This is a genomic window from bacterium, from assembly GCA_020444065.1.
Taxonomy (GTDB): Bacteria; Sumerlaeota; Sumerlaeia; order SLMS01; family JAHLLQ01; genus JAHLLQ01.
Window position 1 is genome coordinate 269,256 of sequence record JAHLLQ010000005.1, and the last position, 26,991, is coordinate 296,246.

General features: G+C 58.2%; 15 protein-coding genes. 14 read left to right on the forward strand and 1 reads right to left on the reverse strand.

Translation table 11 applies throughout. The features are described 5' to 3' along the window. Window positions 1–13 precede the first annotated feature (13 nt). The 12 genes from KQI84_13940 to KQI84_13995 all read left to right on the forward strand — a co-directional run bounded on the left by KQI84_13940 (window position 14) and on the right by KQI84_13995 (window position 22,965). A complete protein-coding gene (locus KQI84_13940; protein ID MCB2155979.1) occupies window positions 14–1,084 on the forward strand; it encodes a dihydrodipicolinate synthase family protein in 1,071 nt (356 codons plus the stop codon). A 60-nt stretch (window positions 1,085–1,144) separates the two neighbouring features. After that, window positions 1,145–1,729 carry a prepilin-type N-terminal cleavage/methylation domain-containing protein gene (locus tag KQI84_13945; protein ID MCB2155980.1) on the forward strand — a complete coding sequence of 195 codons (585 nt, stop codon included), beginning with the start codon at window positions 1,145–1,147 and terminating at the stop codon, window positions 1,727–1,729. A 91-nt stretch (window positions 1,730–1,820) separates the two neighbouring features. Beyond that, window positions 1,821–4,448: a hypothetical protein gene (locus KQI84_13950; protein ID MCB2155981.1), complete on the forward strand. Its 2,628-nt coding sequence runs from the start codon at window positions 1,821–1,823 to the stop codon at window positions 4,446–4,448. Window positions 4,449–4,548: 100 nt separating this feature from the next. Then, window positions 4,549–6,579, forward strand: coding sequence for a VCBS repeat-containing protein (locus KQI84_13955; GenBank protein ID MCB2155982.1), 2,031 nt, complete (start codon window positions 4,549–4,551; stop codon window positions 6,577–6,579). After that, a complete protein-coding gene (locus KQI84_13960) occupies window positions 6,572–8,527 on the forward strand; it encodes a VCBS repeat-containing protein (GenBank protein ID MCB2155983.1) in 1,956 nt (651 codons plus the stop codon). The genes KQI84_13955 and KQI84_13960 overlap by 8 nt, the downstream gene beginning before the upstream one ends. Then, window positions 8,527–11,817 carry a LamG domain-containing protein gene (locus KQI84_13965; protein MCB2155984.1) on the forward strand — a complete coding sequence of 1,097 codons (3,291 nt, stop codon included), beginning with the start codon at window positions 8,527–8,529 and terminating at the stop codon, window positions 11,815–11,817. The genes KQI84_13960 and KQI84_13965 overlap by 1 nt, the downstream gene beginning before the upstream one ends. An 18-nt stretch (window positions 11,818–11,835) precedes the next feature. After that, on the forward strand, window positions 11,836–13,458 hold the full coding sequence (locus tag KQI84_13970; GenBank protein ID MCB2155985.1) for a sialate O-acetylesterase: 1,623 nt from the start codon (window positions 11,836–11,838) through the stop codon (window positions 13,456–13,458). Next, window positions 13,458–16,265, forward strand: a complete 2,808-nt coding sequence (locus KQI84_13975; protein MCB2155986.1) for a VCBS repeat-containing protein — start codon at window positions 13,458–13,460, stop codon at window positions 16,263–16,265. Before KQI84_13970 ends, KQI84_13975 begins: the two co-directional genes overlap by 1 nt. Before the next feature lie 42 nt (window positions 16,266–16,307). Next, window positions 16,308–16,889 carry a prepilin-type N-terminal cleavage/methylation domain-containing protein gene (locus KQI84_13980; GenBank protein ID MCB2155987.1) on the forward strand — a complete coding sequence of 194 codons (582 nt, stop codon included), beginning with the start codon at window positions 16,308–16,310 and terminating at the stop codon, window positions 16,887–16,889. A 25-nt stretch (window positions 16,890–16,914) separates the two neighbouring features. After that, on the forward strand, window positions 16,915–18,708 hold the full coding sequence (locus tag KQI84_13985; protein MCB2155988.1) for an L-fucose isomerase: 1,794 nt from the start codon (window positions 16,915–16,917) through the stop codon (window positions 18,706–18,708). Beyond that, window positions 18,705–20,366 (forward strand): FGGY-family carbohydrate kinase, encoded by a 1,662-nt coding sequence (locus tag KQI84_13990; GenBank protein ID MCB2155989.1) that lies wholly within the window; start codon window positions 18,705–18,707, stop codon window positions 20,364–20,366. Before KQI84_13985 ends, KQI84_13990 begins: the two co-directional genes overlap by 4 nt. Window positions 20,367–20,421: 55 nt before the next feature. Beyond that, window positions 20,422–22,965, forward strand: coding sequence for a lamin tail domain-containing protein (locus tag KQI84_13995; GenBank protein ID MCB2155990.1), 2,544 nt, complete (start codon window positions 20,422–20,424; stop codon window positions 22,963–22,965). Between the two features lie 350 nt (window positions 22,966–23,315). On the opposite strand, the gene KQI84_14000 is transcribed toward KQI84_13995, so the two are convergent. Next, entirely contained in the window at window positions 23,316–23,870 is a 555-nt protein-coding gene (locus tag KQI84_14000) for a 2'-5' RNA ligase family protein (protein MCB2155991.1), read from the reverse strand. Between the two features lie 191 nt (window positions 23,871–24,061). On the opposite strand from KQI84_14000, the gene polX reads away from it, so the two are divergent. Both polX and KQI84_14010 read left to right on the forward strand, forming a co-directional pair. Continuing rightward, complete coding sequence (polX, locus tag KQI84_14005) at window positions 24,062–25,798, forward strand: DNA polymerase/3'-5' exonuclease PolX (GenBank protein ID MCB2155992.1); 1,737 nt, start codon at window positions 24,062–24,064, stop codon at window positions 25,796–25,798. Continuing rightward, a complete protein-coding gene (locus KQI84_14010; protein ID MCB2155993.1) occupies window positions 25,795–26,967 on the forward strand; it encodes a glycerate kinase in 1,173 nt (390 codons plus the stop codon). Before polX ends, KQI84_14010 begins: the two co-directional genes overlap by 4 nt. The last annotated feature ends 24 nt before the right edge of the window (window positions 26,968–26,991 follow it).

Sequence of the window (26,991 nt, forward strand, 5' to 3'; positions counted from 1 at the left end):
AGTGGTGATAACTATGTTTTTTTGCCGCAACTATGGGCGCCAACTGGCGATATTGAGATGGAAAGACTTGGTTTTATTGGAGTTGATGGCCAATTTCTTGTGGTATAGTTCTCTGCACATTTCTGTTGACTTCAGTGATCTCTATTTGTACTCGTCGTTCACGGTTTTGGAGCGGACCAATGTTCGTTTCTGCATCTTATCGACAAGGAGGCATTCATTGAATCGCAGTCTACTCCATGGCGTCGTTGTTCCTCTTGTCACACCTCTCTGCGAGAATGGAGAGTGTGATGTGGAGGCCGTCCATCGGCTGGTGAATCATGTGGTGCAGGGTGGAGTTGACGGGGTGATGCCGACAGGGACGACTGGTGAAGCATTGGCGCTTTCGCCGACAACGCGCCGGAGGCTGGTAGAGGCGGTGGTAGAAGCTGCCGCCGGCCGCGTGCCTGTCGTTGTGGGCATCGGCTCGACGTCTCTCGAGCAGGTTCTCGACCTCTGTGAGCATGCCGGCGAGGCTGGCGCGCAGGCGGTGGCCCTGCATCCCCCCCCCTACTTCCCGCTGGACGATGCTTCGCTTTCTCAGTTCTACCAGGCGGTCATCGATCGCAGTCCGGTGCCGGTGGAGCTTTACACAATTCCATCGTTTACCGGAAACGGCCTTTCGCTGGAGCTAGTTGATGAACTGATGGGTCGCGAGAAGGTCATCGCGCTGAAAGACAGCACGGGGGATCCGCATTATCGAGTCCAGGCAATCGAAGTCGCACGCAAGCATGGCAAGGGTGTGCTGGCGGGCGACGAGATGGCCATTGTTGAGGCAGCCAGCGAAGGTGCCATCGGCATCGTTCCGTCGACTGCCAACTTGTTACCCGGACAATTCGCGCATTTGTGGAAGCTCTGTATCGAGGAGAGCTGGGCTGAAGCCCGAGCGCTTCAGAAGGTTCTCAACGAGCCGATTGCGGACGCCATTGCGCAGGGAGGATGGCTCGGCATGATGCGCAAGCTGAAGTCGGCCCTCTTCGACAAGGCGATCTGTTCTCCCTGCATGGCGTCCGTTTTTGCCGCCTCTCCAAAAGAGGAACTCATCTAGTTGGTCGGCCCTCTGGCCGATCGATAACCGACGGAAGGAAGAACATTGAAGAACAAGACCATTCAAAAGCAGAAAGCAGGATTCACACTGATCGAACTTCTGATCGTGGTCGCGATTATCGCAATCCTGGCGGCTATTGCGGTTCCGAACTTCCTTGAGGCGCAGACGCGTTCCAAGGTCAGCCGCGTTCATGCCGACCAGCGCACGATTGTCACGGCCATCGAATCCTACTCCATCGACTGGAACCGCTATCCGCCGGCATCGCGTCCGTTCGGAAACACGCGCGTTCGCAATCGGGTCATCGATCGCTACATCATGATGACCACTCCCGTCGCCTACATCACGACGATCCCGAAGGATGTCTTCTGGAATGGTCGTGAGCAAAACATCCCCCTGACCTGGGGAGCGGACGTGTTCGATTACTTCGAGCGCCAGTCGACTCCGCTCGTCACAAACCCTTGGGGACCGGATTCAGAGCTTCAGTCCGCCCTATGGTTCCTCAGTTCCTGGGGACCGGATGGCGAGATCGATAGCGACAACAATGCAACGGGCCCAAGTGGCGACGGTCCGTACTACATGCACATCCAGTACGATCCAACGAACGGTTCGATCAGTGATGGAGACATCTCGCGCTGGGGACCGTAAGGTCTCGATTCGCGATACATTCTGTAACTAGAAAATAATCAATCCCGAGGAATACCCAGCCTAGCAAGACATCTTCTGAAAGGAGAATGTAATGACATTCAAGGAGAGAATTCCGAAGAAAACCAAGGCGATTTTGACAGCCTGCGCCATGATGGTCGCAACGGCACCACTGGCACAGGCGGACCAGATTGCTTTCACGTCGTTCGAGGACGCCGTGGGTGAGATGGGCTTTGTGACGAGTATCGTCGCGCCCGATCCCGTCCCGTCCTCGCCCGCCATCTGGTGGATTTATCCCAGCGCCGCGACACCGAATCCCGGCGACGCGGATATGGCGATCTTCGCCAGCGACAGCTATAATGACTACTTCACAGTCAACTATCCCGGCACGATTCCCCTGGTTTCCACATCGAACCCCGCAGTAACCGGACGCGATGGCGCTGCTGAACTGACCGCGGAAGACGTCGGTCAGGACGGCATAAGCGGTGGGACCGTCTCAATCACGTTCGATCCGGTCAATGTGAATGGCTATTCGAATGTTCAGGTCAAGATGCTCCTGGCGTCGACCGACGCCTTGAACTTTGAGACTTCCGACTACATCCGCGTCGAGTGCCACGAGGTCCTTGGTCCCGTGACCCGCATTGGTGGATTCACCGCCGATGGCACCGCAGCCATGGCGCAAGATACCGACTTCGACGATGTCGGCGATGGCACGGCCCTGGGTCTGACCTACCAAGAGTTCACGTTCGATGTGCCGACCGGTGTTGTCAGCTTCCAGTTGGAACTCGACGTGTCCGTCGATAGCAGCGAAGAGGTCTTCATCGACAACATTCGTATCGAAGGCACTCCGGGCGGAACAGTTCGCGATCCGATCATGCTGGTTGAGGCCACCGACCTTGACTACGGTCGTCTTGCCGAGAGTGGAACCGTCGATCAGGTCGTCACGATCACGAATCACCCGTCAGCGACTGCAACGCTGGTCGTGGACGGCACAACGGCCCTCACAGGCGCCGATGCAGGCAACTTCTCGATCCAGACGGCGCTTCCTCTGAACATTGCACCGGGTGCATCGGAAGATGTGACGGTTCGTTTGACGGCACCGGCGAGCGGTGGAGATATCTTTGACGACGCCCTGCTGACGCTGCACTCGAACGACAATGTCTCGGCGACGCACGACGTCAACTTGACTGGTCGCGTATTCTCGACGACCCCGGTCACCGTTGAGGTTTCCGGTGTTCAGAATCCGCCGACGACCTTCGGAACCATCGACGAAGCCGTCGACTATCTCGACGTCAACGCAGTCGGCGCGCCGTGGGTCATCAATGTGACCACCGACGGCCCGGCCGTTGAGCCTTCCTGCATCGATCTGAAGACGGCTGCTTTCGGCGGCGTCACGATCAATGGCGATGCAGATGCCAATGACACGCCTTACACGATCATCACCGATGCAGCCACCGCCGGCAGCCAGGCCAACTACGCGACGGGCACGACCTACGCCGCCCTGGTTCTCGAGGCTGATGAGGCAACCTATAACATCAACAACCTGATCTTCGTGCCGGCGTACGTTGGTGCCGGCGTGACTCTCGATGACACGGTCGGCGGTTCCTCCGGCGTGCGTGTGATGACGATCGACACGTACGAAAACGGTCCTCTGACCGCTTTTGATCTGACGCTCGAAGACATCACGATCGCCGGCAGCAAGACCGGCAACGTGGCGGCGATGGATCCAGACACGAACGAGTGGGCGGACACGACGCACTACGGTCGCGGTATCAATACGTTCAGCAGTTCAACGGAAGATCCTTCTCCGACATTCGCAAACATGGTGATGCGCAATGTGAAGATCTTCAACACGGAACTCGAGAACTTCAGCCACGGCGGCGACTACATGAACCTCGACGTGCTTGAGGGCTGCGTCTTTGCATGGTCCGGCGAGTCCTGCTTCGTCGTTGGCGGCACGAACACGGGCACGCTGAACATTCAGGGAACGGCCACAGACCGCATCCTCGTTCGCGGTAGCGGCCAAGTCGACGTTGATGAAGAAGGCATGACGGTTGTTCCGGATGCCGACTACGACTGGACGTACATGGGCTGGGTCGACGTTCTTGAGAACGGCGGCGAGAACGACATGGGACCGGGCCAGGGCCCGACGCTCATGGAATACTGCCGCTTCGCCTACAACAGCCAGACCAACGACGATGCCGACGGCACCGACACCGGCATTCGCTACGGCTACGGCGACACCGCGGCCGTTTCGACCACGACGGATCGCACCATCAGCAACTGCACGTTCCACGATGGCCAGAACCCCGCGGGCACGCAGTATGCCATCAACTTCTACGGCCTGATGGACGGCATCACGTTCAACGTGACGGATTGTATCCTCTCCGGCGCAGGCGACACTGGCATCAACATGCGCGCTGGTGGCGAGTCGACAACCAACCTGACGAACACCGCCCTCGTGACGGCTGGAACCGACGCTCTGGCCGCCGAATTCGACGGCACGTACGACGGCTCGGCAGGTAACTTCACGCTGAACCAGACCAACGTCATCAACGACGATCCGGCCTACGTCAGCACGACCTACACCTATGGTGCCAGCGACGACTTCCTTCGTCCGTCCGCTGCCGCCTACGATGCAGCAGCCTCCGGTGGCGGCCCGCTGTTCGGTGGCGCAGGCCCGGGCAATACGAGCGTGGTCGACTGGGCGCTGTATAACTAACCCAAACGAATCTCCAACCCTCCTGAACCATGTGGTGGTGAAGCTCGTGGCCGGCTGCAAGGCCGGCCACGAGTCTCTTTTCTGGGAAAAGAAAATCTTAATGCGCTGCTCATATCTTCCACTCAATCTCTTCTCTCTCCTTCTCTGCCTGATGGCGTCTTTCGCTTCCGCAGATTTGGTCAGCGGCGAACCGATCATGCTCGGCGATGGAACCATGAACGGTCCGCTCTCTGCCGATGCGATCACCTCGGAGCCGTACGGATATGCGTACCTCTACGGAGGAGAACAACCCGACCTGTTTGTGGGTTCGACGAGTGGACTCTACTTGTATCAATGGCTGGAGACCGACGCCGAGACGAACGCTCCCGTCTTCGGAAACAGAGTGAGAGTATCCCATCCGTGGGATGCAGACATCGATGCGCGCAGAGGTACTGTCCTGCAACTTGACGGTACTACCTACGGAGTATTTATCGAAGGAGACGAGCTGGTCATTTGCACGTTCGATCTCCCGACACTCAAGTTTACAGAAACGGCCCGGCTCTCCTACGATGGCTTAGTTCCACGCAATCCAGTCTGCGTGACTATCGGACCGAATGCGGACGGCACGTTTCAGATTGTCTTTGGTATCAGCGATGGAACATCCAGCGCGGCGAGCGACTTCGATCGCTGGGACTGGCGCTATCGCATGTACGATGGCGCCGGCATCACGCGCGGTTATCTGTCCTACTACTATCTATACGGAATGCGTCTCTCGAAGCTCGACGAGACTGGCAAGTTCACGAATATTGCACGCATCACGGACGGGACGGACGAAGTTCTCTTCTACCTGCCCGGCTCAACTTTCGTCAATCTGGGCGAAGGTTACGAGCGGGATCTGATCGTTGGGGCCCGCACAGGGGTCTTTCCCTATCGGCACAATACGGCAGGTGAGACCGGGGCCTCTTTCGAGGAAATGAAGTTCGTCGCGGATCTCGATGGTCTTGTCATGCGCCATCCGAACATTCGTCCCAGTACAATCGCCTATCCGGATCCTGAGACTGGTCTCAGCAATCTGATTTCCGGCGGCGAAGGAATGATCAGCTTCAATCGATTCACCGGCGAGTTCACCGAAAACGGTGCGCCGATCTACGGGAGAAACGTCCCCGTCCTCGAGGCGAATGCCCAACTCTATCATGGCTCTCTCGGAGTTGCCAATACAGTCGATTGGAACGGCGACGATGTTGACGATCTGGTGATCGGCAACTCCACCGGACACATCTGGTATTTTGAGAATGCCGGGACGAACACAGTGCCCCTTTTTCAACCCGGCACGTATGTGGAAGCGAACGGCAAACCGATCCAACTGCAACCTGGCTACTGGAGAGACATCCAGGGGCCTGCGGAGTCGCGGTGGGGGTACATTTGCCCCGAGGTCGCCGATTGGAATGAAGACGGGCTGCCCGACATCATTACCGGTGGATCAACTGCTCAGTACATCGTGTACATGAACGTCGGAACCCCCACCGAACCGCAGTTCGGTGAAGGCAAAGTCCTTCGCCTGGACGGTAGCGAATTGCACGGAACCTGGCGCTCGAAGGCGGGTGTTGGAAAACTCGGCGATCGCATGGCGATCGTGGCGCTCGATGATCAGAACGAGTTTCATTTGTACTGGCGCCTGGATGACTACAATGTCGAGGACGGCGGAAAACTGCACCTGGACGACAACCGAACGATTACAGCGACACCCGAATTCCGGCGCTCCGGCGCAATGGGGCGCGTGAAGATCAACCTGGACGATTGGGACGAAGATGGCGCGACGGACTTGTTCGTTGGCACGTTTGGGCGCACTTCTATTCCTTCGCCGGATGCCGGTCTTCCATCTCACCTTCTCAAGAAATCCTCTGTCCTCCTTCTGCGAAATGCCGGCACCGACGAAGAACCCGTCTTCGAATTCCCGAAGTACTTCGCTTCTGATGGCGTGCAGATCTACTACGGCGGGCACTCGATCGGGCCGGACGTCTGTCACTTTGGCGCGTTCGGTCGGAAGGGCATCGTTGTCGCCAATGAATCGGGCCGCGTTGTCTTCTACCACGCGCTGAAGCTGAGTCTTGAAACGTGGGAACCAGGCGCAAGGGCTGCCTCCAATGACTAAGAAGTCGCTGCTCTCAGTCATGCTGACAGCGGGATTGGCCTCGTCGGCGATTGCCGCCGGGCCGATTAGTGGGCAGCCCCTGATGCCGCCCGATGCGGACCCGACGTCCTTTGTCTGGAGCGATGGTGTTTCGACATCGCGATTCCCCGCGGGCGTGGCGGACGTGTTCGGAAACGGTCCCTACGATGCGTTTGTCTCCCTGGAATACATCTATCCGTTCGAGGGTTTTCACGCATCCGGCGCACCGATCTACGGCGATCCCGTGGCGACGACAAATGGCGCGGGAAATGGACGAATCGTTCTTGGTTCGGACGACAAGATCTACGGTCTATTCTGGTCCGTGAAGACAGTGACCATCCGGGAATTCGACAAGTCGACTCTGACATTCGGTACCGATGTTTCGCGGACATTGAGCCTTCCCGCAAACATCCATCGCGCGACCGGAATTCTGCGGCCGGACGGGAAGTTGCTCGTGGCAACGACCGTGGCAGACGGCGAAGGGTATATGCCTCCTTCGCCTCCCGATGCCGACGAACCTGGTTACTATCCCTACGATGGCAGCCGGCGCTGGCGCGGGGGAACGCCCGGATACAAGCTCTACACGCAGTTGTTCGCCTCACCTTCGCTTGGATACCCAGCACAGGATGGCCCTGCGTATGGCGGCGAGAAGGTTTTCTTGTATGAGAACACGTCGCTGAGTTTCCTGGAGCCGCCAACGCCATCGAACGAGGCGATTCTCGTCGGAACCGATAAGGGAGGAATCATCCGTCTGTTCGAGATCGCCGCGGACGGCAGCATCTCAGAGCAGCGGAGCATCCTTCCCGACAGTCATGGGATTGGAATGATCCACAATTGCGTCTACCCGAATGCGACCGGCATGCCCGCGGCCGATGGACAGTGGAGCAACATGCTCGTCGGTGATACCGGGCTCCTGTGGTATTATCCGTACGCCGGTTCAACGACCTCTTCTGGGTTTCCGATGTACGAACCGGCGATTCCTGTTCGGCGCCGTAACGTTGAACATCGGCTTGGAGATCTGCCGGTGATCTCGGCGGGAGATATCGACGGCGATGGATTGCAGGATATTCTGGGCGGCAACGACGCGGGGCGCGTCTTCTGGATGAAGAATGTAGGGACGGAGTCGGTTCCTGAATTCGCCACGCCGGAGTATCTGACTGCCGGCGGAGCGGAGTTCGTCATGCGTCCGGGACCGGTGAAGTCACTTCAGGGTCCGACAGAGAGCGCGTGGGGCTATACATGTCCTTCACTGTACGACATGAACAAGGACGGGAAACTGGATATCATCCTTAGCAGCAGCCTCGGCCTCGTCCATGTCCTGTTGCAGACACAGTCAGATCCCGTCGCATTTGGCAAACCGCAGGCAGTCTACTCCGACGGCCAGCCGATGGGGATTACGTGGCGCCAGCAGGTTGCCGGAACGAATTGGGGGATCGAAGGCAACGATCAGTTGGTGACCTTTGATGAACGCGATTTCCTGCGCGTTTTCCATCGACTCGATGCCACGAATGTCGTCCCCGGAGAAGTCCTGCGACTGGCGGATGGAGAACCGATTACAGCGAACACGAAATTCTGTGGCCAGTACGGCCGCACGAAGACAAACGTCGTCGATTGGGATGGCGACGGAGTGTACGATCTGCTGTTCGGCGTTCGGCGTTGGCACTCGATTCCGAATCCCGTCACAGGCCTTCCGCAAGCCGCCGGTGGAACGCGTCAATCCGGCGCTCTCTTCATGAAGAACGTCGGCAGTAACGCATCGCCTGCTTTCGATTTCCCCGTTCGTCTGCAGTACGATGGAAGCTTGATCGAGTTGGGCGCCCACTCCGCTTCGGTGGCACCGCTCGACATGGGAGTGGGGGGCAAAGCCCTTCTGATTGCTGAAGAAACTGGAAGCGTGATGTTCTATTCTCGGAGTGACCTGAGCCCTTGATGACTACGATTCGACTTCATAGCAAACGCAAGATCACAATGATCGCCGGTGTCCTCGCGATCGCCGCCAGTGCCATCGCACAGGGCGATTCGAGCATTACCCAGACGGTGCCAGGGGCACTGGAGAGCATCGAGCTCTCTCAAGGACCATTGGTCCCTGGGGAGCGGAATGAGTCGCAGGTTCTTGGCGTCGCGGATATCAAAGGCAATGGGCCCTACGATTTGTTTTTGGCCTACGATGAGTTGTATCCGTATGCACAGCACAATTCCAGTGGCGCGCCCGAATATGGCCCGGCAATCAAACTTCACCCGCCCATGCTGAACGGGGCGATCGACGAGGAAAACCTCCTCCTGGCTGCGCCGCTGGCCGAGGCCGATGCGTACTTCGCACGAATCGCGATTGCCGCGGGCCACGTCAAGACTATGGAGCCCGATAATTACATTACATTCGAGGTCGAATTCAACGATGGCTCGAGCGTCGTTTTAGGATCATTCCGGGGCGATGCAGAACTGGCGACCGGTTGCCTGGCACTTGATACAAATGGGGACGGCGTTGGCGATGAACTTCCGCTCGATGTTGCCTTCCGCAGTTACACGTTCCCGATTCCCGAAGGCGAATGGCCGGTCACGCTTCGTATCCTGGTCGACGTCGACGGGGGGGAAGAAGTTGGGATCGACGGAATCGAGATTCTCGAAGCGTGCGGTTCTGAAGTCATTTCGATAGCAAGGTCCGGATTCGAGAATGATGATTCGGAACTGACATTCACGACGAATCTCTCTGCGGGTTCCGTCTCGTCGAACACCGTTGATTTTCGGGGCGCGCTATTGGCCGGAGATGGATTCAACGATTTCGTCGCAGTCGCACCCGCTTACGTCGATACCCTCTTCTCTCAGGCCAACCTCGATCTCGGTTTCAACAGTTGGGAAGGCGATGGCTTCCTGATGGTCGAGGACACAGGCCAGGATGGACTTCCGGGGGAAGTCGCCCTGACGTTCGAGCCCGTCGCAGAACCGCCATCGTTGCAGACGGTTTCCGGCACGCGGATCGAGTACGCGCCGTCGTTGCTCGGGACCTCGCATGTTGCCTCGGGCGGTGGTTTGGTACTTGACCCCGCCGATGGCGTCCAGGGCTTGAATGTAATCCCAGCGGCAGCAATGTCGATGAGTGCGTGTACGTGGTCGGCGTGGATCAATGTTGATTCGTACGAGACCGGCGCGTTCACCACCACTCATCCCCACACGATTCTGAGCGGTTACTCCAGCGGTTCGCTCGCCGCAGTCTTCCGCCTCTTTGAGGGCAAGGTTCAGGCCGGATGGTACGATGGAGAGCGCTATCTGCTGTCGACAATCGAACAGCCGATCGCCACGGGAGAATGGGTTCACGTTGCGGTTACGATCGATGGCAGTTCTGCTCCGCGGCTCTTCGTCAATGGCCTGGAGCAGCCCGCAACGATCTCAAGTGGCGACCCAACCGCTCCGATTCCCGCGTTGGACGATTTGCGAATCGGTTATCATTCCGATACGGGCAGTCTTCGCATCCTCGACGGATCAATCCGCGACTTCCGGATGTATGATCGCGATATGTCCGAGGCCGAACTGACCGCAATGGCCGCGGCTGGTGCGAATACCTACAACATCATTCCTGCGGAAGAACTGAACGCCGGAGATCTTGTGACGATGCCGGACGATCGCCTGATTGCGGCGTCCTTCGCCGGCAACAGCCTGGTTCTCATGCAGTATGATCGCGAAGGTTCTCAATTCCAGGAAATCGCGCGGCAGGCTATCCCCGGTGTCGGAACACTCCACTCGCTGGCCGCCTCGGTCGATGGGAGCGACGGAATCGCATTGCACATGTCGACGCGCGGTCCGGCGGACTACCTGTCCTATGGCCACCCACTCTACAGCGAAGACTTCATGCCGTACGACGGCGCAGGCATCTGGCTCGGCGGCAAACCGTACGATCTGTTCTACCAGGCCGGAGTGACGTTCTTCGGAGACTCGACGATCTTCTCGGATGTGAGCGAAACGGGCCAGGATGTCCCACAAGTTCCATACGGGATCGCTGGGTTGGCGCCCTATGCCGATGGGCTTGTCGCCGGTTCTGAACTGGGAATGTTATACTCTTACACGACCGACGAAACAGGGGAGATCACGGGCCGACGCTACCTCTGGCACGAAGGCCAGGAACTCCTTCTTCATCCATACGGAGACGCGCGACCAATTGCGATCGCGAACGAATCTCAGGATGGCTACGATCTTCTCGTTCAATCTCCCGCAGGACTTCATCTCTATCGCCCGATCTCGCTGGAAGACATGATCTTCCAAGCGATTCAGCCGATTCAGGCGGAGGCTGTTTCTCTGTACTTCGGTCGCGACGCAGTCATCACCAGTGGCGATATCAATGGGGACACCATCCCCGATCTGATCGCCGGCAATGCCTCGGGTGAACTGCTCTGGGCCCAGGGAATCACGAGCACCGAATACAGTGCTCCGACGCCTCTCTCGATCGACGGTGAAGCCTACAACTACGACGCCGGATATCGTGGCTCGCTACAGGGGCCGGCGCAGGGTCGCCTGGGTTACACGGCGCCGACGGTTTTCGACTGGGACGGCGATGGCCGCAACGACCTGCTACTTTCCAATATCAGCGGCGATTACTTCCTGGTCCGTCACCGCGATACCGATTCGGCAGAATTCGACGCGCCGGTGCCGATCTATCTCGATGGTCTGGAACTGCGCACGACGTGGCGTAACCAGCCGGCGATCGCTGCCCTGGGAACCGAAGCCAAGCCGGCTCTTGTGACGTTTGATGCAGACGACAAACTTCATCTGTACTGGCACTACGACGCGCAGAACGTGATGGATGGCGGCCTTCTTCTGGCGGAGGGGGGAGAGGCCATCGATGCAAACGAACTCGACTCGAGCGGTACTGGTCGAGTTCGTTTGCAGCTCTATGATTGGGATGGCGACGGCGCGCTCGATCTTCTTCTCGGGGCATGTCCTGAAACGTCCATTCCAAGCCCTGAGAGCGGATTGCCTCGTCATTCCGACTACAATCACGCGGCAATTCTTCTGATGAGAAATGTCGCCAGCAATGAAGCGCCGGCATTTGCCGATCCATTGATTCTCGCCGATGAAAACGGGCCGATCGATCTGGGGGACGAGACCTGCTCTCCCGTCGCGGTGCCTGGCGCATCTGGGACGCAACTGCTGTTTGCAAACAGCCTCGGCGAAGTTCAGCGCGTAGCCGACGATAACCTCCTGAAACTGTCCGGATTCATTACATACTAAGGGAGTCAGGGAATTCATATGAACTGCACGTCATTCAAGACATTTGCGACGATAGGAGTTGCGGCCGCTGCCATGGTTGCACCGGCAGCCGCTCAGACGATCCGCGAGCCGCAACCTTTCCGTGTGTATCAACGCAGTAGCGAAGACACAGCTCGCATTCCTTTCAGGATCGAGTCGGTACCTGCGACGATCAAGAAGATCGAGGTGTCGCTCGTGGACTCGGAAGGGAAGTCATTCTTTGCGCGCCACCTGGCGAATCCCTCCGGAGATGTCTCCGGTGCGATCGACGAAGTGCCTGTGGGCGGGCCGTATCGGTTTGCCGTAGAGTATTCAACCGCGGATGGGTTGCTTCTGACGCAGACTTCGACAGATCTCCTCGTTGGCGATCTGTGGATTCTCGCCGGTCAGTCGAACATGGAAGGCACGGCGCACCTGCAGGACCTGGAGCCGCCATCTGACATGGTCCACGTTTTCCGGCTTTATGATGAATGGACAATCGCCAAGGATCCGCTCTCTGATCCTAACCTCGCAGTCGATCCCGTTCATTGGCGGAGCACAATTTCTCAGATCCCCGATTCAGAGAACCTGGATTTTATCGCAAGATCGAATGGGTTCAGCAGCACCGATCTTGTGGTGCGCAAGCGCCCGGTCGCGGAACCTGTTCGCAAGGCGCTTTCGAATGCCGGCGTCGAGTGGCATGACTTCCTGGAAGCCATGCGTCCCGATAAAGGTGCGGCGCTGGAATCGGAATTCCGGCGGAATAGAGGTGCGGGCCTCGGCGTCGCATTCGGAAAGCACCTGCAGGAAGAAACCGGTGTCCCGATCGGGCTCATCATGAACGCGAACGGTGGCACGAATATGTCGCAATGGGACCCGAACCTGGCCAGCTACGGCGGCGAATCGCTCTATGGGTCTCTTCTTCGTCGCGTCGATCTGCTCGGCGGCGAGGTGACTGGAATCGTCTGGTACCAGGGCGAATCCGACGCCGAATCGCAGGAGCAGATCGACAACTACAGCGAGCGTACGACGAACTTCGTTCAGCAGCTTCGTCGCGATTTCAACGCCCGTGATCTCCCGTTTGTTCTCGTGCAATTGGGCCGAGTTTACGACAAGCGCCGGAACTCCTCGTATTGGATGAGCATTCAGACGCAGCAACTGGAACTCGAGCAATCGCTTGGCAATGCGTGGCTGGCTGCAGCGACCGGCGAGAGCATGAGCGACCACATTCACCTCGACGGCAAGGGCCAGCGCGAACTTGGGCGCAAGCTCGCCGATATTGTGCTTGGCGGTGTCTACGGATACGATATCGAGCGCGGCCCTCGTTTGAAGTCTGCGGTTCGGACAGATGCAAAGACGATTCGCCTCGAATTCGACTCCGTGAACGGATCGCTTGTTTCCACTGCTCCTTTCCCCGGCTTTGTTGTGCGGGATTCGCATCGAAGCTACCAGACGATTGAAGATATCTCCATCGATCCGAACGATGGAAACGCCGTGATTCTCACCATGCTGTATCCCATCGGAGACGGCGCCACGGTGACATTCGGGGAAGGAATTAACCCCGTTATCGGACTGGCAGATGAACTCGATCTGACCGTCCCCGTGTTTGGACCTATCACTATCGAAACGGAGCAGACTCGCTAATGAAGTTACTCAAGCGAACACTGACCCTGGCAGCCATGACGGCGCTGCCGTTATGTGTCTCGGCGGAACTCCTCGTGTCGGAGTCTTTCGATTACCCGGCTGGCACCATTACGCAGACTCCGAATTGGGCGACATTCGGCACACCCGGTTCCAAGACGGTCATGATCGAGGATAGTTCCCTCGAGTACAAGGGTCTGCCGAAGTCAACCGGCGGCCGCGCCATCGTTGATGACGAGGGTGACGAACGCGTCTCCATGGCGATCATCCCGGGAGTCACGAGTGGCACGGTGTATTACTCGCTGCTTGTGAACCTGACCAAGATTCCAACCGAGAAGACCTATGCAATGCACCTGAATGGGAGTCGCTATTCAGGGCGCATCCTGTTTCTGGATGCCGGGGATGGGAAGTACAAGATCGGCATTTCCAACACAACGGCCGGACAGTACGCCGACCGCACATTCTCACCTGGCGAGACAGTGCTGGTTGTTGTTCGCTATCGGTTCGATGCGACACCGACCCAGGATGAAGTCGCTTTGTTCCTCGACCCCGATCCTTCCGCCGATGAACCGGCACAACCAGACGTTGTTCGGCTGGATCGCTCCGAATCGCTCATTGACGAGTTCGTCTTCCGCCAGTGGGACGGCGTCGGCTCCTACGAGGCCGATGATTTGCGCATCGGGACAACGTGGGATGCGGCGATGGGGCACGAGGAAGTCTCGCAACGCGTTCTCGAAGCTCGGGCCGCGATGATGAAGTGGGCGCAGCCCCGGGAAGCCAATCGCCTGAAGTACGAAAACCCCGGCCTCGTCGATCAACTTGGCGTTGGCCTGTGGGGGCTTCCCCTGCCGATGGATTGGGACAATGACGGCGACTATGATATGATCATGTCGTCCCGCGCCGCACCGTACAGCGGCACGTTCCTCTTCGAGAACTACGGCACAGACGTTTTTGGCCCTCCTGTTGAACTGGGGCCCGCAAAGAAGGACTTGACGATTACGCATACTTCGGAAGGCCCCATTATTGTAACCCCCGGCGTCATGTATCGCGACTTCTCGAATGGACTCTTCGGAAAGCCTGAGTCGATTCCCTTCAAGCAGGATTTCTATGCGGGACGTGTAAACCAGTGGGAGTTCGCCGATTGGGAAGGCGACGGCGACCTCGACTTGATGATCGGTATCAGTGACTGGCGCGATTACGGCTGGGACGATGCCTTCAACGAGAAGGGCGAATGGATAGCCGGGCCGCTCCACGGACACGTCTACATCTCGATCAACGAAGGTAGCGATGAACATCCATCCTACGTGGAACCCTTCGAAGTTCAGGCCGGCGATTCCCTGCTGGATACGTATGGTGCGCCTTCGCCGAACTACGCCGATTGGGATGGCGACGGCGACATGGACCTTCTCTGCGGAGAATTCCTCGATCGGATCACTTTCTTCGAGAACGTTGGTACGCGCGAAGCACCGAAGTTTGCCGAAGGTCGCTTCCTGGAAGCCGATGGCAAGACGATCCACATGGACCTGGAGATGCTGCAGGTCGACGTCCTCGACTGGGACAAGGATGGTGATCCGGATATCATCGTTGGCGAGGAAGACGGCCGCGTCTCGCTGATTGAGAATGCAGGAAAGGGCCGCGCAAAAGCGCCGGTTTACTTCAAGCAGCGCGCCTACGAGATCAAGTTCGGTGCTCTCGATACGCCCTGGCCCGTCGATTGGGACGGCGATGGGGACGATGACATCATTCTCGGCAATACGGCTGGTTTCATTGCTTTGCTGGAGAATCTCGATGGTGGAAGCCCGCCGCAGTTCAGCACTCCGCAATTCCTGGAAGCAGACGGTGAAGTGATTCGCATCATGGCGGGAGAGAATCTCTCCATCCAGGGACCGGCCGAGGCCAAATGGGGTTACACGGCCGTGACCGTAGCCGACTGGAACAGCGACGGACTTCCGGACATCGTTACGAATTCGATCATCGGCAAGATCGTGTGGTACAAGAACGTTGGCACGCGGACAGAACCGAAACTCACTGGACCGCTGAGCATCGAGCTCGATGTCGACGGCGAGACACCCTATCCCGCATGGAACTGGTGGAAGCCGGAAGGCAAGGAACTCGTCACGCAATGGCGCACGACGCCGATGACGATCGATATGAACGAAGACGGAAAGATGGATCTCGTTCTGCTTGATACCGAAGGCTTTCTGGCATTCTACGAACGCACTGGAGATCCCACGAAGACCAGCGTCGTCTCGGCACCGCAGCGCATCTTCCGTATGGCTTCGGCCGATTCGACGTTCAACAACAATGGCGAAGTCGAGTCTTACGACTTCAACGAAGACGGCGTGAACGACCTCTTGCAGCGCTCCCTCGATGGTGGAGTCGTCTATGTATCCCGTACCCCGATTGATCGCAAGACGGTCACCGTGACCGAACAGGGGATGGTGGAGAAGGGAACTGAACTTCTCACGCCAACCATGAAGGAGCAAACTCTGCTCCGCATGAACATGGGATGGGCCGGCCGAGCCGGACGCCGCAAGTACGTGATGGCTGACTGGGACGCAGACGGCGACCTGGACCTACTCGTGAATTCACGCGGAATCAACTTCCTCGAGAATGTTGGCAAGAAAGGCGAGTTCGTCTTCAAGGATCACGGCCGTATCACGCCGCATCGTCTGGCGGGCCATACAACCTATCCCACGGTCGTCGATTGGAACCGCGACGGTGTGCTCGATCTGCTGATCGGCGCGGAAGACGGATGCCTTTATTACTACCAGAGGGATAAGTCCTCGGAACTTCTCCAAGAATACTAATCCACAATCAATGAAGAGATCGCACCTACGAAAGGATAGATCATGAAATCGCAAAGAGGCTTCACACTCATTGAACTGCTGATCGTCGTCGCAATCATTGCGATCCTCGCAGCTATTGCCGTGCCGAACTTCCTCGAGGCGCAAACGCGTTCGAAAGTCTCGCGCGTCAAGGCCGACATGCGGACCGTTGCGACGGCCATGGAATCCTATCGCGTGGATTTCAATAAGTACCCACCAGTCTACATTAGGTTCGGTTCCACCGAGATCAAGATCACGCCGGTCGTGCAGCGGTATGTGCGCTTAACGACGCCAATCGCCTACATCACGACAGTTCCGCTCGACCCGTTCTTCGGTGGCCGTGAATCCGATCTGCCTGTTTGGGGCCTGCCGGTGTTTGACTACTGGAGCTACGACGAACCGTATCTCTGGGGGCCGCGCCGCGGGACGTCCTGGTGGGTTTCGTCCTACGGACCGGACAAGGAGAAGAACGGCAACTCCGCGACGGCTCCCGACGGTAGCTCGTTCTCCTGGAGCACCCCGTACGATCCCACAAACGGCAGCATCAGTGCCGGTGAAATCACTCGGTTGTCCGATGGCTTCCAGACCGAAGACTACGCACCCTGACAATCTCTAATACGGAGTTGATCAAATGGCTGGTTTTGAGAACAGATACCCGGGCGATTTGCCCAAGGTCGGCATTCGGCCGATCATCGATGGCCGGCGCAATGGCATCCGTGAATCTCTTGAAGAGCCCACGCTTGCCATGGCGCGAGCGGCTGCTGAATTGATTGAGAACAACCTGCGCCATCCGAGTGGGCAGAAGGTGGAATGCGTCGTTCCTGAATTCTGCATCGGTGGAGCGACGGAGGCCGGACGCGTCGATGCACTTCTCGCAAAGGAAGGCGCGACGGTTTCGCTGAGCGTCACTCCTTGCTGGTGCTATGGTTCGGAAACCATGGACATGGATCCCCTGCGTCCAAAGGCAATTTGGGGATTCAATGGCACCGAGCGCCCGGGCGCCGTCTACCTCGCGGCAACGCTCTCTGCGCATACGCAGAAGGGACTTCCATGCTTCGGCATCTATGGCCAGGATGTGTTGGAGTCCGGCGACCTGACGATCCCGGAGGATGTGAAGGAGAAGATCCTGCGCTTTGTGAAGGGTGGATTGGCTGTCGCGACGATGCGTGGCAAGTCCTACCTCGCGATGGGCGGTGTCTCGATGGGAATCGCCGGGTCGATCGTCGATTGTCCGCTGATCGAGGAATATCTCGGCATGCGTGTCGTGCAGATCGACATGACCGAATTCGTCCGGCGCATGAATCTCGGAATCTACGATCGTGACGAGTTCCGCAAGGCCCTCGCATGGGTGAAGGAAAACTGCCAGGAGGGCGAAGATCGCAATCCACCCGACAAGCAGCACACTCGCGAACAGAAAGATCAGGATTGGGAGATGTCCCTGAAGATGGCGCTGATTGCTCGCGATCTGATGGTCGGCAATCCTGCTTTGCGCGATATCGGTTTCGGCGAAGAAGCTGAAGGGCACAATGCCATTTGTGGCGGATTCCAGGGCCAGCGTCAGTGGACCGATTACTATCCTAACGGCGATTTCCTCGAGGCGATTCTCAACTCCTCGTTTGATTGGAATGGCATCCGCCAGCCCTACATCGTCGCCACAGAGAATGACTCGCTCAATGGCCTGACGATGTTGCTTGGCAACATGCTGACGGGCACCGCGCAGATCTTCGCCGATGTTCGTACATACTGGAGCCCCGACGCCGTGAAACGCGTTACCGGGCACAGTGTGAGCGGCGACGCGGCAAACGGCTTCCTGCACTTGATCAACTCGGGACCGGCTGCTCTCGACGGCTGTGCCGAGATGAACGATGTAGACGGAAAGCCGACCATGAAGCCATTCTGGGAGATGACGAATCCCGACGTGAAGGCTTGCCTGAAGGCGACCACTTGGCATCCTGGAACGCTGGAGTATTTCCGTGGCGGCGGCTGGTCGACAAAGTTCGTCACCCGCGCAGGAATGCCATGTACAATCTTCCGCCTTAACCTTGTAAAGGGGCTTGGCCCGGCACTGCAGATCGCCGAGGGCATCACCACCGGATTGCCGGAGGATGCTCACAAGAAGCTCGATCTGCGTACCGATCCCACATGGCCGACCACTTGGTTTGCCCCGCGCCTGACAGGCACATTCCCTTACGAGTCCGTCTATTCAGTGATGAATAACTGGGGCGCGAATCACTGCGTCTTGAGCCCCGGGCACATCGGCGACGACCTCATCACGCTCGCTTCGATGCTTCGCATTCCGGTTTACATGCACAACGTCGAGGCGACTCGCGTTTTCCGCCCGAGTTCCTGGTCGAGCTTCGGGACGACTGACCTCGAGGCCGGCGACTTCCGCGCCTGCCAGGCATACGGAGCGCTGTACAAATGAGCGGTGTTTTCATCGGCGTTGACGTTGGAACCGGAAGCGCACGCGCGGGCATCTTCGACCGCAACGGTCGGATGTTGGCTTCGGCGACGCAGGCCATTGCGATGAATCGTCCGCAGCCGGATTTCGTCGAGCAATCGTCCGACGATATCTGGAAGGCCGTCTGTCATTGTGTGAAGTCGGCCGTGGCCTCTGCATCGGTCAAGGGCTCGGATGTATGGGGAATCGGATTCGATGCAACATGCTCGCTCGTTGTCGTGGATGCTGAAGGAGAGCCGGTCTCAGTTTCCCCCTCGGCCGAGGATCAATGGAACATCATCGTCTGGATGGACCATCGCGCCATCGAGCAGGCAGAGTTCATCAACTCCGGCGATCATGAAGTTCTTCGCTACGTCGGCGGAACGATTTCCCCTGAGATGCAGAGTCCGAAACTTCTCTGGCTGAAGCAGAACATGCCAAAGGCGTGGAATCGTGCCGCGCATTTCTTCGATCTGCCGGATTTCCTGGTCTGGCGTGCTACGGACGCGAATATCCGTTCGCTGTGCTCGACGGTCTGCAAATGGACCTATATGGGACACGAGAAACCCAACGGACGCTGGGACGCGAAATATTGGCGGGCCATCGGCCTGGGTGAATTGGCCGAGGAGAATTGGTCGCGCATCGGAACGGACATTCGCCCGATGGGATCGAGCGTTCGCAAAGGACTCTCTGCGAGGGCCGCGGCGGAACTTGGCTTGGAAGAAGGCACTTCCGTCGGCGTGTCGATTATCGACGCGCACGCAGGAGGCATCGGCATCATTGGTGCAGAACTCGACGATGGTCCGCTCTCACCGGCAAACGCCAGCACGCGATTGGCCCTGATCGGCGGCACGTCATCCTGCCACATGGCTGTCTCGGTCGATCCGACATTCATCGATGGCGTCTGGGGGCCGTACTACTCAGCGATGATCCCAGGCTATTGGTTGAATGAAGGCGGGCAAAGCGCCACCGGTGCGCTGATCGACCACGTGATCTTCTCGCATTCGGCATCGAATGAGTTGAAGGAACTGAGCGAGAAGACCGGACAAAGCGTGTACGAGTTGCTTAATGCGGAACTGGACCGACTTGCGGATGAAGCGAAGTGTCCCGTTTCGCTCCTGACGCACGAGCTTCATGTGCTTCCGTACTTCCATGGGAATCGTTCGCCGCGCGCCGATCCAACGCTCAAGGGGATGGTTTGCGGGTTGCGACTTGGCGCCCCGATGTCGGACTTGGCGCTGCTTTACCTCGCTGCAATCCAAGCGGTTGCGTTCGGGACACGCCACATCATCGAGGCGATGAACGCGGATGGCTATCGGATCAAGACAATCTGTGCGTGTGGCGGCGGGACCAAGAATCCCGTCTACTTGCAGCAACACGCGGACATCACGGGTTGCCGCATCATCCTCAGCAAAGAGCCCGAGGCCGTTCTGCTTGGGTCGGCGATTCTCGGCGCTGTCGCCTCCGGAGAGTTCGGAACGATCGAACAGGCCATGGCGGAGATGTCCAAGCCCGGCCGCATCATCGATCCTGCGAACTCCGACATCGAGGAGTTCCACAAGCGCAAGTATCAGATCTTCAAGCGCATGTACCATGACCAGATCACCTATCGTGAATTGATGGGCGATGCAGGAAAGGTCTGACGAGGGTAAGTCGCTCGTCGAGAACGAATCGACATTTTCAATTTGGGAGCCACGTATGCTGACGCGTCGCTGCTTTGCATTCCTTCTATTCGTCATCCTCTCGATCCCCAGCGGAATGATCGCCGCATATGAAATCGAAGCGGCCGCCGGAGTCACCCCTCATTCCGAATGGAAGAGTGGCGAGCCAATTCCCGTGGGCACAGTGAACCGCGAAGGCCCGCTCGCGCCCGGCGTCACCTTCTGGACGCTCGGATTCATCGCCGATGCGGCCGGTGGGCTCCCCTCGATGGTGATGGGCACCGACAAGTTCAGTCATCCCTCCGGCGTGTATTACTACAAGGCCATCGGACGCGATCCGAAGACGAACTCCCCTATCTTCGCCGATCCCCAGCGCACGAATGCTCCTTTCAATGGCAGCCATTGTGCCGCGGTCGTGCAGGACAGTAGCGGAAAAGCTTATGGCGCATGGTACAGTCCTGGTAAAATCCAGATCGCGCCATTCGATCCTTCAACCTGCAAGTTCGCGAAGGCAACGATGTCGCTCGATGTGTCTGAGTTGCCTCGGGGCCCCTCCTGCTTCTATCTGCTGCCTCTCGACGATGGTACTATGGAGTCGGGGCAGTGGATGGTCATCTTGGGTGTTGGCGACGGAATCCCACATCGGCCGGAAGGTCCAAGTTGGCGCGAGCCCGAATATCGCCCGTACGATGGATCCGGAATCTACCGCGGCCACCTGAGTGAATTCACGCTCTATGGGAAGACGTTCGACCTCTCGAATGGCAAATCGGAGTATCTCGGAAAGGTCTCGCCGGGCGACAGGGCAAGTCTGATTAGCTGCGATTCTGTTGCAGCGCTGCAGCTTCGGAAGGAACACGGCGGCGACCTGCTTGTTGGGACGCGTCTGGGGGCGCTCAATTACTTCCCCGCAGAGTGGAAGGATGGCATTCCGACTTATCCTAAGCGTTTGCGGGCGGTTGATCACGATGGCAACGCGATTCGCTTCCCATCGGTCATGGCGTACATCAAGTCATACCCGAACGAATCGACTGGGCTGGACGATCTTGTGATCGGAACCCAGGGGTTCACGATGTACTACCGATTCAGTGGGCAGTTCACGGATCGTGGCGAACCGATCTTCGACGAGCCCTCTGTCGTAAACGTGAAGAACGCCACGCTACAATTGGGTGCGCTGACCGTTCCGAACATCGTAGACTGGGACCAGGATGGGACGCTGGACATTGTGGCCGGCAATTCCGATGGCTTCGTGATGTTCTCGCGGAATGCTGGCACAAATGAAGTCCCACGTATGCTGCCCGGCGAACGTATCGTTGGCGGTGGCCAGGACATTCATGTGCAACCTGGCTACTACGACATCCAGGGCCCGGGCGAGGCGCGCTGGGGGTACTCGTGCCCCACGACCGTCGATTGGGATGGCGATGGAGATATAGATATCGTCATGAGCGATCCAACCGCTGCGCACACAGTGTTCCTGAACCAGGCAGGTCCTGGGAAGCCGCCCGTCCTCGCTGCCGGACGTCATCTCTACTGGGAACATCTCGATTTGCATGGGACGTGGCGTGTTCGACCGGCCGCGGCGCAGATGGGCGATCGCATGGCGTATGTCCTTCTGGATAAGGACAACGAACTGCACCTGTATTGGCGGTTGGATGACTACAATGTTGAGAGCGCTGGGAAAATCTTGCAACCGAACGGGAAACCGATTTCCGGCGCGTACCTGTTTGCCGGCGGCCGAGGTCGCCTGAAGCTGCTGCTGTACGACTGGGACAAGGACGGCCGGGTGGATATCGTCACAGGAACTTCGCGACATGCTTCGGTGGGGGATCCGAATAACGGTCTTCCCCAGGCACTCGGCCGCCCCGGCTCCTCTGTCTTGTGGCTGCGGAACGTCGGCACGAATGAGAAGCCGGTTCTCGAGTGGCCGCGCGTCCTTGCTTTCAAGGGCAAGCCGATCTTCTTCGGCCAGCACTCCTGCGCGCCTTCGATTGGCGACCTTGGGCCGGGGAAAGACGAGAACATGGTTGTTGGAACTGAAGACGGCAGGGTGTACTTCTTCCAGCGCGAAGACATCGGCTTCCTCAGTATCCCCGAGATTGCGAAAGCTAATCTTGGCGTCGTAATCGATCGTCTGTGTGGGAATCCGGATCGTTTGCCCGACGACAAAGGAGAATGGCTTTCCCTGAGAAACATCTCCGATGAAGACATCGACATCAACGGGTGGTGGTTGTTTCAGCGCGGCACTCGTCAGATTCTCCGTTCCAGCCAGGCAGACGTCAATTTAGCGCCCGGTGAATCTCTCGTGCTTGGGCGCTCGCGAGACATTCCCATCGAGGGAGACGCGTCCGTCGACATCCTGCTCGACAACGACTTCATCTTCGACAATTCGAAGGGAATTATCGGCCTCTACAGCTTCCAGGGCCTGCATGATGCCGTGCGCTGGGGAGAAGGATCGGAGGAACTGCTGAAGTCCAAAGTGACGACGCACGAACTCATCCACGGCGTGGTGGACGACCTTTGTCGCTATATCGGTCCTGCCTTCCAGTCGGGCGAAGTTCGCGATACGATGCCTGCCGTCAAGTAGAGGCAAATCCGGTCGGTCCTGCATTTAAGGGGGCTGGGATCACAGAAGCAGGTTATGGACACACAGAGGCCAAGTCGTGGACGCTTGGTGATATTGCCTTCGGGCACAAGCTCAGAGGGTACTGAGTAAAAAGTTTTATCAAATTCCGGTCTGCGCAAGAAAATAAACTCGTGACCTGGTGAGGGGTCCAGGGTACAAAGCATCACGAACGACGCAGTGAGTTGCATTTCCCGACTGAAACGCAAACAGCGTTCGTTTAGACAAATTTCCCCCCGACAGGCGCCGACACAATGAGGGCGCTATCAATAGCCGGAGAAGCCTGGTGCGGGCTTCTCCGGCTTTCTTCTTAATCAATCCGTTTCGGCGAAATCCACCCGCAGCGGCAGTGGGTGATCCGGTGTCTCGGAGGTCAGCAGCGCCAGGTTATTGATGGGGATCGTCCACTGGAAGTCTCGATTTACCAGTAATCGAGCTGCTTCGGCCGCCTTGTCGGCGTCCAATCCCGTGGAGGCCAGCGTCAGGTGCGGGACCCAGGTTTCCGGCCGGAAATTGGGCGTCGGATCGGTGGCAATCGCGTGGAGCCGCGGCCCCAGAGAGCGGTGGATCATGTTCAGGCGAGGATCGCGGACAACGTGGATGAAGAGAACAGGGCTTTCGCCCGGGAAGAAGGAGAGCGCGTTGGTACGCACAGAGAATGGCGTCATGCGGGCGGCGAATCGGGTCAGGACAGTCTGGAGCCGCGGCAAATCGTAGGACGCGGCAGAATGCCAGGTAAAATGCGGGATCGGCCGACGCGCCACGCCACCCAGTCCGACACGCTCCTCCAGTTCCGCCCATAGGGCGCGGACCTTGTGGGCGTGCTCGTCGTCCAGGAGCGAAACGACTGCATTGAGAGCCGGCATCATCGAGTCCCGCTGAAAGGGAGTACCTCATCGCTAGAGGATCGAAAAAAGGGGGGCCAGATAAAAGTTCGGGATTTTGGACAATCGATGCAGGAGCAGGGCAGACTCAGGGATTGTCCCATCGGTTCCGCACGGCCTATACATCCCATCTGCGGTCAGGCTTCAGGCGCCGCAATCTCATGCAGGAGTCCTCGATGTCTACGAAACCCCGGTTGATCAATGCGCTGCGAGAAATGGCGATCCTGTTGGAACTGGACGGTGCGAACACCTTCAAAGTCGGCGCCTACACCAAGGCCGTCCGCGCACTCGGTGACGAGAGCCTGGACATTGGATCTCAAGTGGACGCCGGGACGCTGACGGAGATCGAAGGCATCGGCAAAGGCATCGCCGAGAAGATCCAGGAGTTCTGGGACCAGGGACAGATCGAGGAACTGGATGACTTGAAAGGCAAGTACCCGCCCGGTCTTGTCGAGATGACGAAGATTCCGGGCTTCGGCGCAAAGAAAGTGCGCGCCGTTTACCAGGAACTCGGCATCACAACGATCGAAGGATTGGAGAAGGCCTGCGAGGATGGCAGCGTCGCCGGCTTGAAAGGTTTCGGCAAGAAATCCGCAGAGAAGATCGTCGCCGGTATCGAGCAATTGCGAAAGCACTCCGGCCGTTTCCTGCTTTCGCAGGCGTACGAAACTGCGCAGCCGATTCTCGAGGCACTCGTGAGTCTCGACGTCGTCGAACAGGTTGAACTCGCGGGCAGTCTGCGTCGCTGGCGCGAAACGATCAAAGACGTCGACTTCGTTTGCGCGACGAACGAGCCGGAGGCGGTGATGGACTTCTTCGTTGGCCTGCCGTCGGTCGAACGCGTCACCGGCAAGGGCACTACGAAGTCGAGCGTCCTGTTGGATTCCGGGATGGGCGCAGACTTGCGCTGCGTGTCGCCCGAACAATATCCGTTTGCGCTTCAGCACTTCTCAGGCTCGAAGGAGCACAACACGGCGTTGCGCGGTCGCGCGAAAGAGATGGGGTTGAAGTCGAATGAATATGGCCTCTTCCGCGAAGGGACGGAGACATCGCTCGAGGCGAAGACAGAGGCGGATGTCTACAAGCACCTGGGGCTCGCGTGGATTCCGCCCGAGTTGCGCGAAGACATGGGCGAGGTCGAAGCGGCGGAAGAAGACGATTTGCCAAACCTGATCGTCGCCGAAGATGTGCGCGGCATCATGCACCTGCACACACACTACAGCGATGGTCGCCCCGAGGTTGAGGACTACGCGAAGTGGGCGGTCGAGAACAAGATCGAGTGGATGGGCTTGGCCGATCACAGTCAGACAGCCGCATACGCCGGTGGATTGAAACCGGCCGACGTCGAGCGCCAGTTCGACGAAATCGATGGCGTGAATGAGAAGTATGCAAACAAAGGCGTGCGTTTACTGAAAGGCATCGAGTCGGACATTCTGCGCGAAGGTGCGTTGGATTACGAGGATGAACTCCTCGCGCGATTCGATTACATCGTGGCGTCGGTGCATAGCCTCTTCAATTTGTCCGAAGAAGATCAGACGAAGCGCATCCTCTGCGCGATCGAGAATCCTCACACCACGATTCTCGGTCACATGACGGGACGATTGCTGTTGGCCCGCGATGGCTATGAAATTAACCAGCGCGAGATCATCAAGCGCTGCGCACAGTGCAAGACGATCATCGAAATCAACGCGAACCCCCATCGGTTGGATTTGGATTGGCGACTCGTACATTTCGCAATCGAGCAAGGATGTCTGCTTTCGATCGGCCCGGACGCACATGCCATGTCGGGGCTCGATCATATGAAGTACGGCATCGCGATGGCGCGCAAGGGTTGGGCGGAAAAGCAGCACATCGTGAACACGTGGAGCATGGACGAGTTCCTTCAATTCGCCGCGGCGAAGCGAAAGGGATGACAATGGCCGCTGGGCCGAAAATCCTCATCGCAATGGATTCGTTCAAGGGCACGCTCTCGGCGAATGAAGCGTGTCGCGCCGTCGAGAACGGCATTCGCGCGGTGCAGCCGAACGCGGAGTGCGAATGCATTCCCCTCGCGGATGGTGGCAGTGGAACCACCGATGTGTTTCTTCGTCTGCGCCATGGCCGGCGCATCGATGTGCCCGTGATGTCGCCAATCGGCAAGGAAGTCATCGCGCACCTCGCGCATTTCACGGATCCCGACGAGGTCGTTCTTGAATTGGCCGCGGCGAGCGGCCTCGCCCTCATCCCTGAATCGCGACGCAATCCGATGGAGGCAACATCGTTCGGCTGCGGGCAATTGATCGCTCGAGCATTCGAAATGTCGGACTGCGTGACCGTCGGGCTTGGGGATTCCGGAATTGTGGACGGCGGCGTGGGCGCAATGCAGGCGCTCGGCGTGCGCTTCCTCGACGAACGGGGCGAGACATTGGAAGCACCGCTTGTCCCGAAGGATTTTGGGCGGATTACGGGATTGGATGCGGGCGGTGTGCCTCGCGACAAGACAGTGCGAGTTCTCTCCGACGTGGAGAATCCGTTGCACGGAAGACTGGGCGCCGCGCGCGTCTTCGGACCACAGAAAGGCGCCTCGCCCGAGATGGTCGAGCAACTGGCGGAGGCTTTGGAGCATGTCTACGGATTGATCGAAGCAACGGTTGGCCGGCGAGTTTCTGAAAGGTCCGGCGCCGGCGCGGCAGGGGGAATGGGCGGGGCGCTGTTGGCGTTCTTCGACGCAGAGATCGTCTCAGGCTCCGATTTCCTCATCGACCAATCGAGCCTTCTCGATCACCTCGCAAACAGCGATCTCGTCATCACCGGCGAAGGCCGCTTCGACCGCCAATCGATGATGGGCAAAGGCCCCGGTCGCATCGTCCGCGAGGCAAAGGCCCTCGGCATCGGCGTCCAAGTCCTTGCCGGCTCCGTGGAATGGGACGACAGGATGCGCGAATTCCTCACCGCCGATCAAGTAACCGGACTGATCGAATCGGACGCTTCGATTCCGTCGCCGGGGGAGACCACAAACCTCCTCGCCGCCGCGGTGCGGCGTGCGCTTGTGAGAACTGATCCACCTACTAGTCGAACTGATCTAAGGACCCATGAACAATGAGGAACTGCCTGCGAGCTGTGATTC

What these genes read in the sequence shown, in the direction of transcription:
- KQI84_13940 (MCB2155979.1), top strand. Translation starts at nt 14, where the DNA reads ATGTTTTTTTGCCGCAACTATGGGCGCCAACTGGCGATATTGAGATGG.
- KQI84_13955 (MCB2155982.1), top strand. Translation starts at nt 4,549, where the DNA reads ATGCGCTGCTCATATCTTCCACTCAATCTCTTCTCTCTCCTTCTCTGC.
- KQI84_13985 (MCB2155988.1), top strand. Translation starts at nt 16,915, where the DNA reads ATGGCTGGTTTTGAGAACAGATACCCGGGCGATTTGCCCAAGGTCGGC.
- KQI84_13960 (MCB2155983.1), top strand. Translation starts at nt 6,572, where the DNA reads ATGACTAAGAAGTCGCTGCTCTCAGTCATGCTGACAGCGGGATTGGCC.
- KQI84_14010 (MCB2155993.1), top strand. Translation starts at nt 25,795, where the DNA reads ATGACAATGGCCGCTGGGCCGAAAATCCTCATCGCAATGGATTCGTTC.
- KQI84_14000 (MCB2155991.1), bottom strand. Translation starts at nt 23,870, where the DNA reads ATGATGCCGGCTCTCAATGCAGTCGTTTCGCTCCTGGACGACGAGCAC.
- KQI84_13965 (MCB2155984.1), top strand. Translation starts at nt 8,527, where the DNA reads ATGACTACGATTCGACTTCATAGCAAACGCAAGATCACAATGATCGCC.
- KQI84_13950 (MCB2155981.1), top strand. Translation starts at nt 1,821, where the DNA reads ATGACATTCAAGGAGAGAATTCCGAAGAAAACCAAGGCGATTTTGACA.
- KQI84_13975 (MCB2155986.1), top strand. Translation starts at nt 13,458, where the DNA reads ATGAAGTTACTCAAGCGAACACTGACCCTGGCAGCCATGACGGCGCTG.
- polX (MCB2155992.1), top strand. Translation starts at nt 24,062, where the DNA reads ATGTCTACGAAACCCCGGTTGATCAATGCGCTGCGAGAAATGGCGATC.
- KQI84_13980 (MCB2155987.1), top strand. Translation starts at nt 16,308, where the DNA reads ATGAAATCGCAAAGAGGCTTCACACTCATTGAACTGCTGATCGTCGTC.
- KQI84_13970 (MCB2155985.1), top strand. Translation starts at nt 11,836, where the DNA reads ATGAACTGCACGTCATTCAAGACATTTGCGACGATAGGAGTTGCGGCC.
- KQI84_13990 (MCB2155989.1), top strand. Translation starts at nt 18,705, where the DNA reads ATGAGCGGTGTTTTCATCGGCGTTGACGTTGGAACCGGAAGCGCACGC.
- KQI84_13995 (MCB2155990.1), top strand. Translation starts at nt 20,422, where the DNA reads ATGCTGACGCGTCGCTGCTTTGCATTCCTTCTATTCGTCATCCTCTCG.